This window comes from Tenacibaculum sp. L6 (assembly GCF_028823685.1).
Lineage (GTDB): Bacteria > Bacteroidota > Bacteroidia > Flavobacteriales > Flavobacteriaceae > Polaribacter.
On sequence record NZ_JAPEHZ010000010.1, the window covers coordinates 18653 to 37492 of the forward strand.

Consider the following 18840-nt stretch of genomic DNA (forward strand, 5'->3'; position numbering starts at 1 on the left):
TTATTTTTTATTGTGTTTGTTTTAATTTCCTAAGTTATATACTAAATTAATTCCTGCATTAATTGATTGTCTTGGAAAAGTAGTAGAAACCGCATACTCAAACGTTTGATGATTATAATAAAAAGAAGCAGTTAAATTACTTGTTAAATTATAATCGGCGATAAATTTTAATCCGAATAACTTTTCTCCTCCTGTTATCTGGCTATTCTCTTTATCTACACTTCTTATCAACGTTAGGTTGTCTCTTAACGAAACATCTGCTCTTAAATTTATGTCTCCTTTTAAGGTTTCTTTCTTTCCTGTAAATCTGGTGACAAATTTAACATCTCTAATCTTATATCCAAATCCTAAAACATATTCTGTTCCTTTAATATCTGTTAACGTGTTATTGTTAAAGTTTAAAGTTAACGTTCTATCTTTTCTTACTTCTCCTTTAAACGAAATAGAGTTCTTCATTCTGAAATCTACTTTTATTAATGGAGAAAATTCATCAATTAAAGTTGCCGACGAAATTAAGAGTTCTGGTTGATAATTACCAGAAGTATTTGTATTTGTTGTACTATTCGCATCATACTGTAAATTATTGGTGTAATTACCTATAGTATAAAGGGAATTATATCCGTGTGATAAGGTAAATGAGCTAAAGTTTTTCTTAAACCATTTGTACTTCATAAATCCGTTATAACGCAAAGTCCAGTTAGGGATTGGAATGTTTTTAAAGATTCCTGTACTTACCGAATTAGGACTGTTACCCGAATATGCTGCAATAAATGCTGGCAACATTGCTTGTTGTCCGTTTGTTTTAAAACCTGGATCACTGTTAGCCGGATTGGAATTGTTAGCAGTTATACCTTGCTCATTAGCTAGTCTTCCTGAAATTTCTTGCCTATAATCTAAAAAGTTTTGATACAAGGTTTCATTATCTGTAAAAGCAGTTCCTAACATAAAGTGACTGATACTGTAATTACCCGTTTCAAAAGGTTTGATATTAGGGTCTTGCTCAAAACCTCCACTTCCGTTAGAAACAACATCTAACTGTTGTGTTAAATTACTTGTTTGAATTCTGTTTCCTTGTAAATCGATAGTTAAGTCTCTAAACGGTTTTACTGATACCGTATAATCTAGCTTTTTATATCTGGTTTTAGCGTAGTTTTTACTGTAATATTCTTCGCCGTCATTTCGGGTGATTAACCATCCGTTTTCAATTGCTCTATTTAAAATGTCTGTTTGACTACCAAAAACAAATCCTAAAGTTGGTGCTAAACCTCCATCATAACTATTTCTTCCTAAGAATCCTACCGAAGGTTTGTATCCTTGTAGTAGTGTTCCGTTATTTTGAGCATAACTTATTTTTGCTCTTTTTACAGATGTTAAAACATCATACAATCCTTTTCCTAGTTTTTGTCCGAAAGTAGCTTTGCTTTTTAACTTTACATTTTGTGCTACTTGATTCCCTCCTAAAGTAGCTGTTCCTTGTTGAGCTGGTTGTTTTTTTGCTCCTTTTAACAACAACTTATCTACCCCTATAATTTTATAAAAACGTCCAAAATCTATATTGGTATTTAGGTTATGAGTATTCGCATTTTGAATCATGTTTCCAACTTCTTCAATATAACTTTGCGAACCTGCTTTCCAATCAAAGTCTGCTGTATAACCATAATCAGCATTAATAAAGGTTAAAAAAGGAAACTTATCTAATGGTAATTTATACGTTGCGTTTAGCTTTTGATGATAATTATCGGGTCTACCAATACTAAAAAATTGATCGTAAACTTCTAGTTGTTCATCTTGTCCAAAACTATCATATATATAGTTGTTCGTTGCGTTGAAATTTAACTGTAACGATTTTGTTAAGTCAAAACCAACTGTATAATCCCAGTTAAATAAAAACCTACGCTGTATAAGTTCTGGTTGCGGTGTTAACCCAATATCTTGAATTAAATTTCGTGATTGTTGGCTATTGTAATTTCTATTAATTCTTGAATTTATTGCTAAGGTTTTAGGTACTGGATTAAAGTTTAAATCTTTTATAAATTGTAAATACCTGCTCTTAAATCCTTCTGAATTTTTAAATGGTTCAATAGAAAAAGGCACAAAATTGAAGTTGTAACTAGCTCCTGCCATTACATTTTTATTCTCGAACTTTTCAATATTGTAATCTTTATGAAACTCTTCGCTGTGTGCATAAGAAGCAGAGAAATTTTCTACATCGTAAAACTTTGGCTTTTTCTTACTCTCTGGATTCCTGTTTTTCTTTACATTGATAAAACTAATGCTTTTTCTTCTTGTATAATCTTGCGCATTTTTACTATTCGGGTTTTTATCAATCGCATCTTTTAATTCTACATCTTGAAACTGCGGATCGTATTTTGGATCTCTAAATTCTTCACCATACGTATAACTCATTGGTACTTGCATGTTCCATTTTTTAGGCATCATTTTACCTAACTGAACATTGGTTGCTACACTATATTGTTTAACCTCTTCAATACTTCGTTGCTGAACTCTATCTTCAACATTACCAAAACCAACGGTAGACATTCTTCCTGCTAAAGAAACATCTAACACATCAGCCATGTTTGCATCGGCATTTACTACAGCTGCCCAACCACCTTTATTATCAAAACCTACGGCACGTAATTCGTTAAACCAAACTTCTACTGATTTTGGAGAAACTGTCTTGTTTTTAACTCCCAACATTATGGTTCTTATTTGCGCCAATGTCGGATTTCCTTTAACCGAAATATCCAATCCTTTAGAGCTTACACCAGCAAAAATGTTAGAAATAGGATCTCCTGTTGGTCGTTGGATTTTAAGGTTTGCTAATTCTTCAAGTAAAATATCTAAGTTGTTTTCAGTTGGCCAAATATCTGTATCTATAGAAGCATTTGATGCTGATATTTTTAATGGCTTTTCAATTTGATAGTAATTATCGTTTAAGTCGGTTCCTAAACGGATAATTGCAACCATATCGTCATCACCTGCTCCTTCTGGGGTATTCGGACTTTCGGCATGTAAAAACATACGTAAGTTTTTATACCTACGCATATCAATGCTAATATTTTTATAAATCGTTCGCGCCTGATCAGCTTCTAAATCGGTAACTCTTAAGGTTACAGATTGCTCATTCTGACGTTGAATTCTATTCGTTCCTTGTAATTCTTCTCGTTCAATTCCTGGAGGCAACGCGTAACGTTCTGGGTTTTGTTCAATACTTACAACTCCTACTTCAAACTTATTTAAATCTACTGTTTGTAAAGGAACTGGTGTACCTGACTCTGGTAAAGTTTTGGTATATCTACGCCAATCTCCTCTAACCAATTCGAACTCTCCGAAACGTAAAACTACTGGCATTTTAAATCCTGCAAGAAACATTCGTATAAAACGGATACTGTTAAAATCGGAAATACCATTAATACGTTGAAAGTCTTCTACATTTCTTACCGGAATTCTAAATTGATACCATTTAACATCTCTCTCTGCTCCATTAAGTAATGTTACTCTTTCATTCTTAACATCTATAATGTGATTTTTATTTGTTCTTCCTGCTAAATCATTATTGTCTTGAGGTAAATCTGTTTTATTTAATGAAACCTCGTACTCAAAATAACTATTTACAGGATTCATCGTTTGATCCTTATTGATGTCTTCTGTATCTGGATAAGTGGTTGATGATGTTGGATACGATTCTCCTGATTGACTTGCTGTTGGCGAATTTCCTTCTGTACCGTTATAGTTTTTATAACGTGATAAAACCGAAGGGTTAGTACTTTCTATTGCTCCTCCTCTAAAAAATTGGAAATTATCTCCTGCCGGATCATCTAATCCTGCAAAAGCAGGAAACTTTTCTCTTTCTTCTTCGTCACTCAATCCGTCTAAACCAACATCTTGGTTTGTTCTTGCATCGTTACTAGAATCAAAAGCATATATGATTGATGGATTGATAGGCGTGGTTCCCCAAATAGATGTTTCAACATTTCCTCCATCTACTTTTTGTCCATCTTCAGGAAGTCCATTTTCATACTGTTTTCTTCCGTCTTTTAAAATATCTTCAGAAACATTTCCTAAGTTAATAAACAGCTTTCCTACTCGGTTAGTTGGGTCATCTGGATTAACTCCTGCTGGCAATCCTTCTTCCGCAGTAATTGAATAATTATCATACGGATCCATTAACCAAAACTGAATGTACTCTACGTTTGCTTGCTCAAAATTATTGGTGGTTAATGCTCGCATAATACCTCCCCAACGCTCTTCTGGCAACACAGTGTTAGCATTTTCATTATAGTTATACGGACCTCTTTCTGCAGGATAATAGGCTAAATCTAATGTACGAACTAAATTTTGCTGCGTAATATCTAAATCTGTTTCAGGAAATAACTCATTGTAACGTATTTGACGAACTTCATCTCTCGACAACTCATTTTCATCAATATTACTTGGTCTGTTTCCGCTTCCGTAGAATAACTGATCAACATTATACCATGCTAATTTTCCTCTTTTATAATTGTATTCTAAACCAAAAGCACCACCATCAAATCCTTGCGATTCTGGCGTACTTGCTAAAAACCATTGTTGTGGTGAGCTTAAGTTGATTGGAATTTGAGAAGCTTCAAAATCATCTAAATATGAAGTTGCTGTGCCGTCTACATTGATTCCGCTTGGAGCACCTGGTAATAAATAAGCCATATCTGCTCTTACCGAAACATTTGAAGGTACTTCGGTTTCTACGAATGGCAGTTTGTTTGCTAATTTAGTTAAATAAGGTACTTCAGAAGAGTAATCTAAATTTAACCCTAACATGATATTATCAATAGGTTCTCCACCAAAATTTACTTTGGGTGTAATTGGTTTTTCGCTAACATTTAAAAAGGTTCCTCCTAAAATAAAATCGTCTGAAAAACGATGCTCTACATCTACTCCAATAAACGTTTTTCTTTGTTGATTGAAAAAGGTATTATTTTCTACGGAAGCATTAATTGGAATTCCTGATGCTTCTAAACCTGGATCTAAAATTTGTACACGACCTAACTGATAATCTACCACGTAATCAACTCCTTCAACTAGTTGTCTTCCTCCTGCTGTAACACGTACTGAACCTCTTGGAACATTGAATGCTCCTAAAGAAATTCCTCTACTAGTTTCCGATTTAAAATATCCTTTTAAAAAGAATTTATCTAGATTTTGATATTCGTTTTTTGCTTGAATCTTAGTAGTTAAATACAATTTCTCAAAACCATATTTTTCTTGATCAAGCGGATTCGTTAACTTTAGTAATAAATCTTCTCCAAATGGTTCTGGTTCGGGAAACAAAATATATCCTCTTTCAGAATTTACCGTAATTCCTTCTACATAATCAAAAAAACCATCTCCATTCGTAACTGCATACTCACTTTGGTCTAGCTTATCTAAATTCAGTAACCTTAATAAAGGCTCGTTCTTTAACGCCGTAGTTGTCGCGTTTTGTAAGGTGTTTTGTAGTGTTCCTGTTTCGTCATCTCGATACAATAACTCGAAACGGAAACCATCACGTTGTAACGGAAATGCTCCTAAAGCATACACATTTTTCATCATTAAACGCCAGGTAGGAAAAGGCTCACCAGGATTCGTTGGTGTTGATGTTCCTGGACGAACTGTGTTTAAAATTTCACTACGTAATAATTTTACGGCAATGTTTGATGGCGCTACAATTCCGTCGTTTGAAAATTCACCTACTTTAAAAACTGTTTCGTTATTAGATGCACCAACAACAGTATACTCAAAAGCTACTGCTAAAACTTCTCCGTCGTTTAATCGTCGGTTTAACGAAATAAATCCTAACTGCGGATGCAACTTAAACTCATTAGGTTGTAACCTACGAGCATTTTGTAAATACGTATAGTTAAACCCTTGTCGAGCCGGAACACCAATACCGTTTATGGCATTATCTACCGTTGCAACATCTCTAATTCCTCCACTAGTAGCAGTTAATAAAGAACTTAAATTGTTTACTCCGTTATAAGGTAAAATCGCAGAATTAGCAGATACTGCTCCTGGAGTAGTGATAATTTCAGACGGATTCACCTCATTGTCATCATCTGACTCTCCTAAATCGGCAAAAGCAACAATGCTACGATAATCGCTTACATTTTGGTTTCTATTCGTTACCCAAACTTCTATACGAGTAATGTTTATCGGGCTATTAATTAGCGGGTATCTTTCTAATGCTTTTGAGTAATTTTCTCTAAAATATTGCGATAAGAAGAAGTGGCGATCATTATCATAGTCAGAAGCTCGTAACTCAAAAGGTTCAATCGTTGCCCCTCCTTCGGCTATTACCGTTTTAGACTGTGAATTTTGTTGTGAAAAAGCAGCTGTAACATACGTCTTACCGAATTGCAATTGTGTTTTTACTCCAAATAACGATTGCGCTCCGTTAATTAATGAGTTTTTAATCGGCATACTAATATTACCCGCTTCAATATTTCTTATAATATCGTCTTCGGTAGGTGTGTACTCTAATTTTATAACATTTTGAAAATCGAAAGTAGACTGTGTATCGTAATTTGCGGTTACTTTTAATCGCTTCCCTACTTTAGCTTGTATACTCGCACTAATTTGTTGATCAAAATCAAACGTAAAACTACTTTGGTTTTCTACAGAAATTTGAGGGTTCTCATTATTTTGATAAACTCCTCCCAATTTAATATTAATTTGCCCTGTTGGATTTACCTCCACTGTATTTCCACCAAAAACAGATTCAAAAAATTTAGAATTTACATAATATTTAGGAAGTAAATTTTTACGAGCAGCATCACTTCCTTTTTTCTTCGGATTGGTAGCATCTACCTTTTCTTTGAAGTAATCTTTTAAATCGTTTTTTAAACGATACTCATCATACTCTTTTGGTGTCATAAAAATAGGGGTTCCTACATAGTAATCTCCTACTTTTTCAACAATCATAAACTTGTTCAACACCTTATCATAAGTAACTACTTTTTGACTAGGGTTACTTAAAAAAAGAGCGCCGTTTTGGTTGTTTTTAAAATTATATTTGAGAGGAACAACAGTATCTTTCTTAACAGTTTTTGTACTATCGTTTTGCGTATTTTGTGAAAACGAAACAATACTTACTAAAAAAGCAAGTATTGTTAATAGTCTATTCATAACTGTTTTTTCCAAACTTTTTTATAATTTTTTCAACGCCTGCTTTATAAGTATTTCAACACTTGCATCAGGTGTTTCTTTTAATATTCCCCCTATTACTTTATCGGCCTGCTTCCTAACAAAGCCAAGAACCTCTAAAGCAGATAACGCTTCTTCTTTATTTGTATTGTTCTGTACTACAGAAACTTCATCAAGATCAAAGGTTTTTAAAACTTTATCTTTTAAATCAACAATAACACGTTGCGCTGTTTTTGCTCCAATACCTTTAACTGATTGTATTAGTTTTACATCTTCTGAAGCAATAGCTTGTTGAACTTCTTGAGAAGTCATTGAAGATAACATAGTTCTTGCAGTACTTGGTCCTACACCTGAAACTGAAGTTAATAATAAAAACACTTCTCGTTCCATCTTGGTTGAAAAACCATACAACGTGTGAGCATCTTCTCTAATAGATAAGTGTGTGTATAACAACACATATTCATCATTTGGTAATGATGAATATGTGTTTAGTGAAATATGGAGTAAATATCCTACCCCGTTACAATCTACAACGGCGTATGTAGGATTTTTCTCCACAAGCTTCCCCCTAATTTGTGTTATCATCCAGCGATTTTTTTCTATTAGTCTAAAATAGACAAAATTATTTTTTAAAAAAAGTTTCCTAACCCATTAAGAGTTCTGAAGAGCTTTCTTTTTAGCTTTCATTTCTTTGTTCTGAGCGTCAACAACTGCTACGGCAGCCATGTTTACCATTTCATCTACACTAGCACCTAATTGTAAAATGTGTACTGGTTTACTCATTCCTAATAAAATAGGCCCTATAGACTCTACTTCATCTACAGCTTTCATTAATTTGTACGTAATGTTTGCTGATTCTAAGTTAGGGAAGATTAAAACATTGGCTCTTTTTCCATTTAATTTAGAAAACGGGAATTCTTTAGCTAATAACTCAGGATTCAACGCAAAATCTGCTTGTAATTCACCATCAACAACAACATTAGGGTAATTACGGTGGATATATGAAACTGCTTCTCTTATTTTGGCTGAACTTTCAGATTTAGATGAACCAAAGTTTGAAAAACCTAACATTGCTACGTTTGGCTTCATTCCAAACATTTTAGCTAATACTGATGTTAACTGTGTAATCTTAGCTAAATCCTTCGCTGTTGGATTGATATTAATCGTCGTATCTGCCAAGAACATTGGTCCTTGCTTAGTTAACATCATGTTCGTAGCCGCCACTCTTGTTACTCCTTGATCTTTCTCAATCAATTCTAACATTGGCTTTACTACTGACGGATACGGTCTTGAATATCCTGTAATCAATGCGTCTGCTTCACCAGAATTTACCATCATTGCAGCAAAATAGTTACGTTCACGCATCCATTTTTGAGCTTCTAAAAACGTAACTCCTTTACGTTGTCTTGTTTTCCAGAAAGCTTCAGCATAACGATTTCTTCTATCTTCTTCTTCATCTGTTTTAGGATCGATAATCGGAATATCAGCATCAAAACCTAACTCAGCTTTTAACTCTAAGATGATTTCTCTTCTTCCTAATAAAATTGGATGTCCAATTTTTTCTTCATAAACTCTCTGTGCAGCTTTTAACACATCTAAATGATCTGCTTCTGCAAACACTAATCGTTTTGGAGCTTTCTTAGCTCGGTTATGTAACATCCTAACCTCTTTACTTCCTGTCCCTGAACGATCCATTAACTCTTCACGGTACTTGTCCCAATCTTCAATAGGCTCTTGAGCTACACCAGAATCCATCGCAGCTTTCGCAATTGCTGGAGGAATTTCATAAATTAATCTTGGATCAAATGGTTTTGGAATGATGTACTCTTTTCCGAAGGAAAGACTTACCTCATCGTACACAATATTCACTTGCTCTGGCACTGATTGCTTAGCTAAATCTGCCAACGCATGTACCGCAGCAATTTTCATTTCTTCGTTAATCTTTTTAGCACGAACATCTAATGCTCCACGGAAAATAAAAGGGAATCCTAACACATTATTCACCTGATTAGGATGATCTGACCTTCCTGTTGCCATGATGATATCATCTCTAGTAGCAATTGCTAAATCGTAATCAATTTCTGGTTCTGGATTCGCCATTGCAAAAACAATAGGATTTTTTGCCATAGATAATAACATCTCTGGAGAGACCACATTTCCTTTAGATAAACCGATAAATACATCTGCATTTAACATGGCTTCTTCTAAAGTATTCACATCTATATGTGTAGCAAACTCAGCTTTTTGAGAGGTTAAATTCTCATTATCTTTTCTAATAACACCTTTACTATCGCACATGATTACGTTTTCGCGTTTAGCTCCAAGAGCTAAATACAAACGTGTACATGAAATAGCTGCTGCCCCTGCTCCGTTCACCACTATTTTAACATCCTCAATGTTTTTTTCATTAATCTCTAATGCATTTTTTAAAGCTGCTGCAGAAATAATTGCAGTTCCGTGCTGATCATCGTGCATTACAGGAATATCTAATTCCTCTTTTAATCTTCGTTCAATTTCAAAAGCTTCTGGAGCTTTGATATCTTCTAAATTAATCCCACCAAAAGTAGGAGCAATTGCTTTTACTGTTTCTACAAATTTGTCTACATCTGTTGCGTCAACTTCAATATCAAAAACATCAATATCAGCAAAAATTTTAAATAACAATCCTTTTCCTTCCATTACTGGTTTAGACGCTTCGGGACCGATATCTCCTAATCCCAAAACAGCTGTTCCGTTTGAAATAACAGCTACTAAATTTCCTTTTGAAGTATATTTATAAACGTTGTTTGTATCTTTCGCTATTTCTAAACAAGGCTCAGCAACACCTGGCGAATACGCTAATGACAAATCGTGTTGAGTTGCGTATTTTTTGGTAGGTACTACTGCTATTTTTCCTGGCTTCGGTTTGGCATGATAAAGTAAAGCTTCATGCCTTTTTCTAGAATCTCTCATAGGTTCGTTCTTGTTTGTTTGAACTTACAAATATACATTTTGTTTGTTAAGTAAAAATAATTTACTATCCGATAAAAGTTATAGTACTCCTTATACTATTTATGTTAAATTTAAGAGTTACAGAACATCAATCAAAAAAAAATTGATAACCTGACAAAAGTCATGTTTAGTATTTCTTTTTCTCCTCAACTTTGTCTCAACCTTAAACCAATAGAAAATGGAAACCACACAAAGACACATTATTGACGAAGAAGTACAATGGGACAAAACTAAGACTATTGTAAGTAAAACAGATGTTTTCGGAACCATCCTTTATGCTAATGATGTTTTCTCTAACACTTGTGAATATAGCACAATTGAATTAGTAGGAGAACCTCACAACATTATTCGCCACCCAGACATGCCTAAAGTAGCCTTTAAGGTATTATGGGATGCGTTAAAAAAAGGTGAGAACTTTCATGCTATCGTTAAAAACCTAACAAGAACTGGAAGATACTATTGGGTTATTACCGATTTTACTATCGATAAAGATGAAAACGGTAAAACTATAGGGTATACTGCAAGAAGAAAAGCGGTTCCTGATGGTGTTGTTAAAAAGATTGAACCTATTTACAAAACTCTTTTAGATATTGAAAAATTAAAAGGAGAGAAAGCTAGCGAAATGTATTTCGAAGCATTGTTAAAAGAAGAAGTAGGTAAAACTTACAATGAGTTTGTTGTTGATTTATTTAACGAAGAGCTATCTAAGGAAGAAGCTGAAAAAATTAAGGCAGAAACGAACCCGCTAAAAAAAGGATTAAACTGGTTCTTCTTTGGAGATACCAATCCAACATAAAAACATAAATATCCCCAACAATCCCCTTTAAAATGTTTTTCTCGAAAGGGTTGAAACTTCTGTTTCAGCCCTTTTTTATTTTAATAAATCTTCTCTTTTTCCAACTGTTCTTATCTAAAAAATAACACATTTCTATCATCTTTCTTTGAAAGGTAACACATTCCTACACCGACAGTTACCTCAGACCAAATAAAGGCTATTGCTTTTAACATATTTTAACCCTTTTAAAAAAAACCAAAAGATTTTTTGCCACAAAAAACCTTATCTTTGCTCCCCAATTGCAAGTAAAAACCACCCCGAATAACTATTAAAACAAAAAAAATGGACACAAACAACGCTCTTAGACCATCTAAAGTCATAGACGAGGAGGTAAAATGGGACAAAACTAAAACTATTATTAGTAAAACAGATCCTGTAGGAACTATTTTGTATATGAATGATGCTTTTGAAACAGCATCTGAGTACAATAAAATAGAGCTTATTGGAGAACCTCACAATGTCATTAGACATCCTGATATGCCTAAAGTTGTATTTAAGGTATTATGGGATAACCTAAAACAAGGAAACAATTTCCATGCTATTGTAAAAAACTTAACAAGAACTGGTAGATACTATTGGGTTATTACAGATTTTGATGTTGAAAAAGACGAAAAAGGAAAAATTACAGGTTACACTGGAAGAAGAAAAGCGTTACCTCAAAGTGTAATTCAAAAAATAGAGCCTTTGTACAAAACTCTTTTAGAGATAGAAAAAATAAAAGGAGAAAAAGCCAGTGAATTATACTTCAATTCATACTTACAAGAAGAAGTAAACTCTTCTTATGAAGATTTTGTTGTAAAGTTATTTGAAGATAGTGGAGCTGCTGGATCAAATGGAGCAGTAGAAGACACTCCTAAAGAAGGAGGCAAGATTAAAAAAGGAATTAATTGGTTTTTCTTTGGAGATACCAACCCTAAATAAATTAAAAATAAAAGCAGGTTTAAACCTGCTTTTATTTTTTTAAGAAACTAATATTTCTTGTCAGTCCTGAAAACTTAGTGCGCTTTACTGCCGATTTTTTAAAAACTTTGCTAAACGTTTCTTGCGTCAACTCTTGCCAATCCCGTTTTGTCATATCTAATAAACTTTCTTGGGGTGCAAACAATGATTCTTCATGTGGTTTTGAAAAACGGTTCCACGGGCACACATCTTGACATACATCACAACCAAACATCCAATCTTGTAGTTCTCCCTTAAATTCTGATGGAATTGCATCCTTTAACTCAATTGTTAAGTACGAAATACATTTACTTCCATCCACTGTATTATTAGGTAAAATAGCTTGTGTTGGGCATGCATCAATACAACGAGTACAACTTCCACAATGATCTGTTTTAAAAGGAACATCGTATTCGAGTTCTAAATCGATTATCAATTCAGCCAAAAAGAAAAAGGATCCTTGCTGTTTTTGGATTAATAACGAATGTTTTCCATTCCAACCTAACCCAGATTTTGTTGCCCAAGCACGTTCTAACACAGGAGCAGAATCAACAAAACAACGCCCTGAAACTTCGCCTATTTCATCATTAATCAACTGTAATAATTCTCGTAATTTATCTTTTATGATATGATGATAATCTTGTCCGTAAGCATATTTAGAAATCTTATAACTTCCTTCTTGCTGAACTTCCGAAGGAAAATAATTATACGATAAAGAAATTACTGATTTCGCCCCATCAACCAATAACCTTGGATCTAAACGTTTGTCAAAATGGTTTTCCATGTAATGCATCTCTCCATGATATCCATTCTGCAACCATTTCTCCAATCGCGGAGCTTCCTCTTCTAAAAAATCAGCTTTTGCAATACCACATTCCAAAAAACCCACCAAGCGTTTTGCCTGTTCTTTTATAAAGTTTGAATATTGTAGTTTCTGATTCAAAATACGTGATTTTATCAGCGCAAAATTACCAAAAGAAAATTTATCATTTCATTGACTTTCTATTTACAAATAATTGCTGAACTTTGTTCATTAGTATTACATAACAAACTTTATTCTTTATGAAAAAGATCTATAAAATAATAATAGGTATAGTAGTTTTTTTCTTTATCCTATTGGTTAGCATTCCTTTGTTGTTTCAAGATAAAGTGATGAACTTGGTAAAAACTACCATTAACAACAACGTAAATGCTAAAGTTGATTTTAGCGACTCGAGTTTAAGCTTGCTTAGAAATTTTCCAAACGCATCAGTACAATTATCTAACCTAACGGTTATTAACAATACTCCTTTTGAAGGAGATACTTTAGTATACGCTAAAGAAGTAAACTTAGCCTTAAAACTTACCGAACTTTTTAAAGCTTCATCAGAACAATTAAATATTAAATCGTTTACTATTGATGATGCCTTGGTAAATGTACTAGTTGATGAAAAAGGAAATGCGAACTACGATATTGCAAAACCTACTGATACTAAAGAGGTAAAAGATGAAGAGCCATCAACTTTTGGGTTATCAATTAACTCATATGCTATTAACAACGCTACGATAAAATATAATGATAAACAAGGGAAACTAAATCTTGAATTAACTGAGTTAAACCATAGTGGTAGCGGTGACTTCTCTCAATCAAACACAGAGTTAGACACTCAAACTTCTACCTTAGTTTCTTTTGGAATGGATGGAAATTCGTATGCAAAGAATCAAAAAATAGAGTTAGACGCCATTTTAGGAATGGATTTAACCAATATGAAGTTTTCTTTCTTAAAAAATGAAGCGAAATTGAATAATTTACCTTTAATTTTTGACGGATATGTTCAAATAAACGAAAACAACCAAGAGGTAGATATTAACTTTAAAACCCCATCGTCTGACTTTAAAAACTTTTTAGGATTAATTCCTGAAACTTACACCAAAAGTATTGCTAACGTTTCTACTACTGGTAACTTTAGTGTTGACGGAAAAGTAAACGGAATCATTGACGACAACCATATTCCGAAGTTAGATATCACTATGAAATCTAACAACGCTTCATTTAAATATCCTGATTTACCAAAAAGTGTTCAAAACATCAACATAGATACCCAAATAAAGAATACTACAGGTAAAGTTGAAAACACCTTTGTTTTTATTAACAATTTATCGTTTAAAATTGATGAAGATACTTTTTCTGGAAAAGGAAATGTCTACAATTTAACAACTAACCCTAAAGTAAATGCTACAGTTAAAGGAACATTAAACCTTGCTAAACTAAATCAGGCATATCCTATTGATTTACAAAATGAATTAAGCGGTATTTTAAAAGCAGATTTACATACCGAATTTGATATGAAAGCTATTGAAAATAATGTTGTAAGTCGTATTAAAAACAACGGAAAAATGGAGGTAAGCGATTTTGTTTTTTCTTCAGAAGATGTTGTAAATCCTCTTCATATTAAAAACACCGTTGTTACTTTTACACCAAGTACTGTTTCATTAACCAAGTTTGATGCTACTACAGGAAAAAGTGATTTAAATGCTACCGGAACTCTTAAAAACTTATTAGGTTTTTTACTTTCTGACAACAAACTACAAGGGAACTTCAACCTAAATTCAAATGCTTTTTATGTAAGCGATTTTATGCAAGAAAATCCGGAGGCTTCTGAGAAAAAAGAAGAAACCTCTAAAGAAAACACACCTAGTGAATCTTTAAAAATTCCTGCTTTCTTAGACTGTTCTGTAAAGGCAAATGCAAAAACGGTATATTATGATAACTTAACTTTACAAAATGTTACCGGAACACTTCTTTTAAAAGACGAAAAAGCCATCTTACAAAATATGAATGCTGGTATTTTTAATGGTCAAATTGCTTTAAATGGAGAAGTTAATACACAAAAAGAGAAGCCTACTTTCGATATGAAGTTAGGTATCAAATCTTTTGACATTGCTCAATCCTTTACTAGTTTAGATTTATTACAATCATTAAGTCCTATTGCGGGTGCTATGAGTGGTAAATTAAATTCTGATATTGATTTATCTGGTAGTTTAAACGATGATTTTACCCCAAACCTTGCTTCGGTTTCTGGTAAAGCATTAGCTGAACTATTAACGACTAGCATCAACCCTGAAAAAACTAAAGCTTTGAGTTTATTAAACGATAAATTATCATTTATGGATTTAACAAAACTAGACCTATCAGATATTAAAACATATTTATCTTTTAAAGACGGACAAGTAGTTGTAAAACCTTTCGATTTAAAGTATAACGACATTGGAATTACTGTTGGCGGAAGTCATGGTTTTGACAAAACAATGAACTACAATGTTACTTTAAATGTTCCTGCTAAATACTTAGGTAACGAAGCTGAAGGATTACTTTCTAAATTAAGTGCAAAAGAGCAGCAAAATATTACAGTTCCTGTTACCGCTAATATTACGGGTAACATGATGAGCCCTTCTGTAAAAACAGATATGTCTTCATCGGTTAGTAAATTAAGTCAAAAACTAATCGATCAACAAAAAGATAAATTAGTCAATGATGCTTTAGGTGGTTTATTAGGAGGCAAAAAGAAAGATAGTACTTCTACAACCACTAAAAAGGATGAAACTGTTAAAAAAGTAACCGACGTATTAGGTGGGTTATTCGGAAAGAAGAAAAAAAAACAGCAAAAAGATACGGTTAAGTAATCTTTTGTAACATTTCTTTTACCTCATAGTCTTACTATTAATTAAGAGAACTTTGTAAGTTATTTAACACTTCTTAAATACACTTTATAAAGTTCTTCTTTTATGTTTGTTACCATCAACTAACTGACTATGAAAAATATAACTACTTTTTTATTTCTAATATGCTCGTCAATAACCTTTTCTCAAGTTAAAGGAAGAGTTACAGACACTAAAAAACAACCTATTTCTTTTGTAAGTGTTTACTTAGAAAACACGATTACAGGTACAACTACCAATACCAATGGAGATTATGAATTAGCACTCTCCAAAACAGGAAATCACACCCTAATTTTTCAAATATTAGGTTATAAAACCATAAAAAAAACAGTTAAAATCAATTCTTTTCCTTTCACATTAGATGTTTCTTTAACAGAAGAAGAAGTGGTTTTAGATGAAGTTGTGGTTTCTTCAGAAGAAAATCCTGCCAACAAAATTATTAGAAATGCTATTACTCATAAAAATAAAAACACTGATAAATTTGCTGAATATACTGCCGATTTTTACTCTAGAGGATTATTTAAAGTAAAAGATCTTCCTAAAAAGTTTTTAGGGCAAGATATTGGCGACATGGGTGGTGGATTGGATTCTACCCGAAGTGGTGTGGTGTACCTTTCTGAAACGGTATCAAAAATCGCTTTCCAAAAAAGACCTAAAAATTTTAAAGAACACATTATAGCCTCAAAAGTTAGTGGTGAAGACAATGGCATTAGCTTTAACCAAGCTGAAGATGTTAACTTTAATTTTTATGAAAATTCTTTTAATCTAGCGGATGTTCGTATAATTTCTCCTATAGCAAACGGAGCTTTCGGGTACTATAATTACAAGCTAGCAGGGGTATTTTATAATGAAAACGGAAAATTAATTAACAAAATTCAACTACTACCTAAACGTAAAAATGACCGTGTTTTTAGTGGATATATTTATATTGTTGAAGATGATTGGGCTGTGTATGGAGCCGATGTTATTGTAACAGGAGCGCAAATAAGCTTACCAATGGTTGATTCTTTACATATTAAACAGAACTATAATTTTTCTACAAAAAATAAAGCGTGGGTTCCCACAACTCAAACCATCGATTTTAAAGCAGGTATGTTCGGATTTCATTTTAACGGACGCTTTTCTGCTGCTTATTCAAATTATAATTTTTCTCCTGATTTTAATGAAAAGACTTTTAGTAACGAAATACTTTCCTTTGCTGAAAATGCTACAGAAAAAGATTCTACATATTGGAACACCATACGTCCAGTAGCTCTAACAGTAGAAGAGATATCAGATTATAAACTGAAAGACAGTATTAAAACTATTCGAAAATCAGAAAAATATTTAGATTCAATCGATACCAAAAACAACAAATTTAAACCGTTGGATATTCTTTCTGGTTATACCTACCGAGATTCTTACAACAAATGGTCGTTGAGCATTTCTTCTCCCATTGAAAACATCAATTTTAACACCGTACAAGGCTGGAATTCTTCTTTAGGAATTAACTACCGAAAAACTCTAAATAAAAAAGGTAAACGATTTGGTATGGGAGCCGATGTTAATTATGGCTTTTCAGAAAAAAAAGCACGCCCTACTGCCTACTTCAACTACCAGTGGAATAATACAACAAGACCATACCTGCATGTTTCTGGGGGAATTGCCACACCACAATTCAACCAAAAAGAACCTATTTCTAAGTTTTGGAATACTATAAGTTCAATTGGTTTTGAAAGAAATTACCTGAAAATCTACGAAAAAACCCATGCAAAAGCTTCTTTTTCACAAGAAGTAACTAACGGAATTCGTATGTTTTCTTCTCTAGAATTTGCCGACAGAAAACCGCTGTTCAATACCTCAGACTATGTAATGTTTCCTAAAAAGGATGTTGATTATACTTCTAATAACCCACAAGAACCAAACAACTTTACTTTAGGATTTACTCCGCATCATATGTGGACATTTTCGGTAGGAGCTAACATCAATTTTGGTCAAAAGTATTTATCATATCCTGATGGAAAATACAATATTACCAGTCGTAAATATCCATCGTTATATATTGGTTATCAAAAAAACTTCGGATCTGGAAATTCTGAGTGGAATTCAGATATCATATTCTCACAACTGTACCAGCATATTAATTTAAGCAACTGGGGAGAGTTTTCCTACAAAGCTAAAGGAGGACTGTTTTTAGAACAAAAAGATATTCCGTTTATGGATTATGCTCATTTTAACGGAAATCGTTTATTAATAGCTCCTAACAACAATTATTTAAACAACTTTTACATGCTTCCTTATTACAAATTAAGTTCTAACGATAAATATGCTGAACTTCATGGAGAATACAACTTTAAAGGAGCATTATTAAGTAAAGTTCCTTTATTAAATAAGCTGAACTTTCATTTAGTTACAGGAGCAAAAGGACTGTTTACAGCAGGCAACAAACCCTATTCTGAATTTGCTATTGGTTTAGATAATGTTGGTATTGGAAAATGGCGTTTTTTACGTGTAGATTTTGCTCGCTCAAACTTTAACGGAAAAAATGAAAACAGAGTCCTTTTTGGGATAAAATTGTAGATTTGTAATACAACTTACTCATATGAAAACAACCCTATTACTTTTTGGTATCGCTGCAGATTTAGTTGATAGTTCTTCATTAACCCTAGAACTACCTAACAAAAGCACGGTAGCTAGTTTTAAAGAATTTCTTTCTAATGAGTTTCCTGAATTTCAAAAAATGAGTTCGTATGCTGTGGCTATTAATGAGAGTTATACAAGCGATGATACACTCATACGAGAAAATGATGTAATAGCCATTATACCTCCAGTAAGCGGAGGATAGTTGTTCAATGATATACTTAGCTAATGTAATAATGATTTAATGTAGCATGAACATTAAGAAAGTCATTATTACATTAAATCACTAACACATTAAATCAATATTATACTGTTTCTTGCTTAAGATATCTTCCTACGAAAAAGGTTCCGAAAGGTAAAATAGATAACAAACAAACGATTCCGAAAGTTTTTCCGTTCCAGTTTAACTCGTATTTCAACATAATTGCTAGTACGATATACCCTACAAATAATAGTCCGTGAGGCATTCCTAACATTTTTACATATTCAGGATTTCCTTGCATGTATTTAATTGGAACCGCTATAAAAAGCAATAAAATGTAAGATAATCCTTCTAATAAACTTACTAATCTGAAAAAATTAATCATTTGTTTGCG

General features: G+C 33.0%; 10 protein-coding genes. 5 read left to right on the forward strand and 5 right to left on the reverse strand.

Annotated elements, in window-relative coordinates; genetic code table 11:
- Positions 1-21 precede the first annotated feature (21 nt).
- The 3 genes from sov to OU788_RS03510 all read right to left on the reverse strand — a co-directional run bounded on the left by sov (position 22) and on the right by OU788_RS03510 (position 10113).
- Entirely contained in the window at positions 22-7143 is a 7122-nt protein-coding gene (gene sov / locus OU788_RS03500) for a T9SS outer membrane translocon Sov/SprA (protein WP_274633870.1), read from the reverse strand.
- Between the two features lie 21 nt (positions 7144-7164).
- The gene (ruvA, locus tag OU788_RS03505; protein WP_274633871.1) at positions 7165-7746 is read right to left on the reverse strand and encodes a Holliday junction branch migration protein RuvA; all 582 of its coding nucleotides are present in this window, start codon (positions 7744-7746) and stop codon (positions 7165-7167) included.
- 66 nt (positions 7747-7812) lie between these two features.
- Complete coding sequence (locus OU788_RS03510; RefSeq protein WP_274633872.1) at positions 7813-10113, reverse strand: NADP-dependent malic enzyme; 2301 nt, start codon at positions 10111-10113, stop codon at positions 7813-7815.
- 217 nt (positions 10114-10330) lie between these two features.
- On the opposite strand from OU788_RS03510, the gene OU788_RS03515 reads away from it, so the two are divergent.
- Entirely contained in the window at positions 10331-10948 is a 618-nt protein-coding gene (locus OU788_RS03515; RefSeq protein WP_274633873.1) for a PAS domain-containing protein, read from the forward strand.
- A gap of 321 nt (positions 10949-11269) precedes the next feature.
- Positions 11270-11908: a PAS domain-containing protein gene (locus tag OU788_RS03520; protein WP_274633874.1), complete on the forward strand. Its 639-nt coding sequence runs from the start codon at positions 11270-11272 to the stop codon at positions 11906-11908.
- Positions 11909-11939: 31 nt separating this feature from the next.
- Here the strand turns inward: OU788_RS03520 and queG are convergent, their stop codons facing one another.
- Positions 11940-12869: a tRNA epoxyqueuosine(34) reductase QueG gene (queG, locus tag OU788_RS03525; protein ID WP_274633875.1), complete on the reverse strand. Its 930-nt coding sequence runs from the start codon at positions 12867-12869 to the stop codon at positions 11940-11942.
- A 119-nt stretch (positions 12870-12988) separates the two neighbouring features.
- On the opposite strand from queG, the gene OU788_RS03530 reads away from it, so the two are divergent.
- The 3 genes from OU788_RS03530 (at position 12989) to moaD (ending at position 18449) form a co-directional block, all read left to right on the forward strand.
- Positions 12989-15589 carry an AsmA-like C-terminal region-containing protein gene (locus tag OU788_RS03530; RefSeq protein ID WP_274633876.1) on the forward strand — a complete coding sequence of 867 codons (2601 nt, stop codon included), beginning with the start codon at positions 12989-12991 and terminating at the stop codon, positions 15587-15589.
- Positions 15590-15718: 129 nt separating this feature from the next.
- Positions 15719-18184 (forward strand): DUF5686 family protein, encoded by a 2466-nt coding sequence (locus OU788_RS03535; protein WP_274633877.1) that lies wholly within the window; start codon positions 15719-15721, stop codon positions 18182-18184.
- Positions 18185-18206: 22 nt separating this feature from the next.
- Positions 18207-18449: a molybdopterin converting factor subunit 1 gene (gene moaD / locus OU788_RS03540; RefSeq protein ID WP_274633878.1), complete on the forward strand. Its 243-nt coding sequence runs from the start codon at positions 18207-18209 to the stop codon at positions 18447-18449.
- Positions 18450-18549: 100 nt separating this feature from the next.
- On the opposite strand, the gene OU788_RS03545 is transcribed toward moaD, so the two are convergent.
- Complete coding sequence (locus OU788_RS03545) at positions 18550-18831, reverse strand: DUF3817 domain-containing protein (protein ID WP_274633879.1); 282 nt, start codon at positions 18829-18831, stop codon at positions 18550-18552.
- Positions 18832-18840 lie beyond the last annotated feature (9 nt).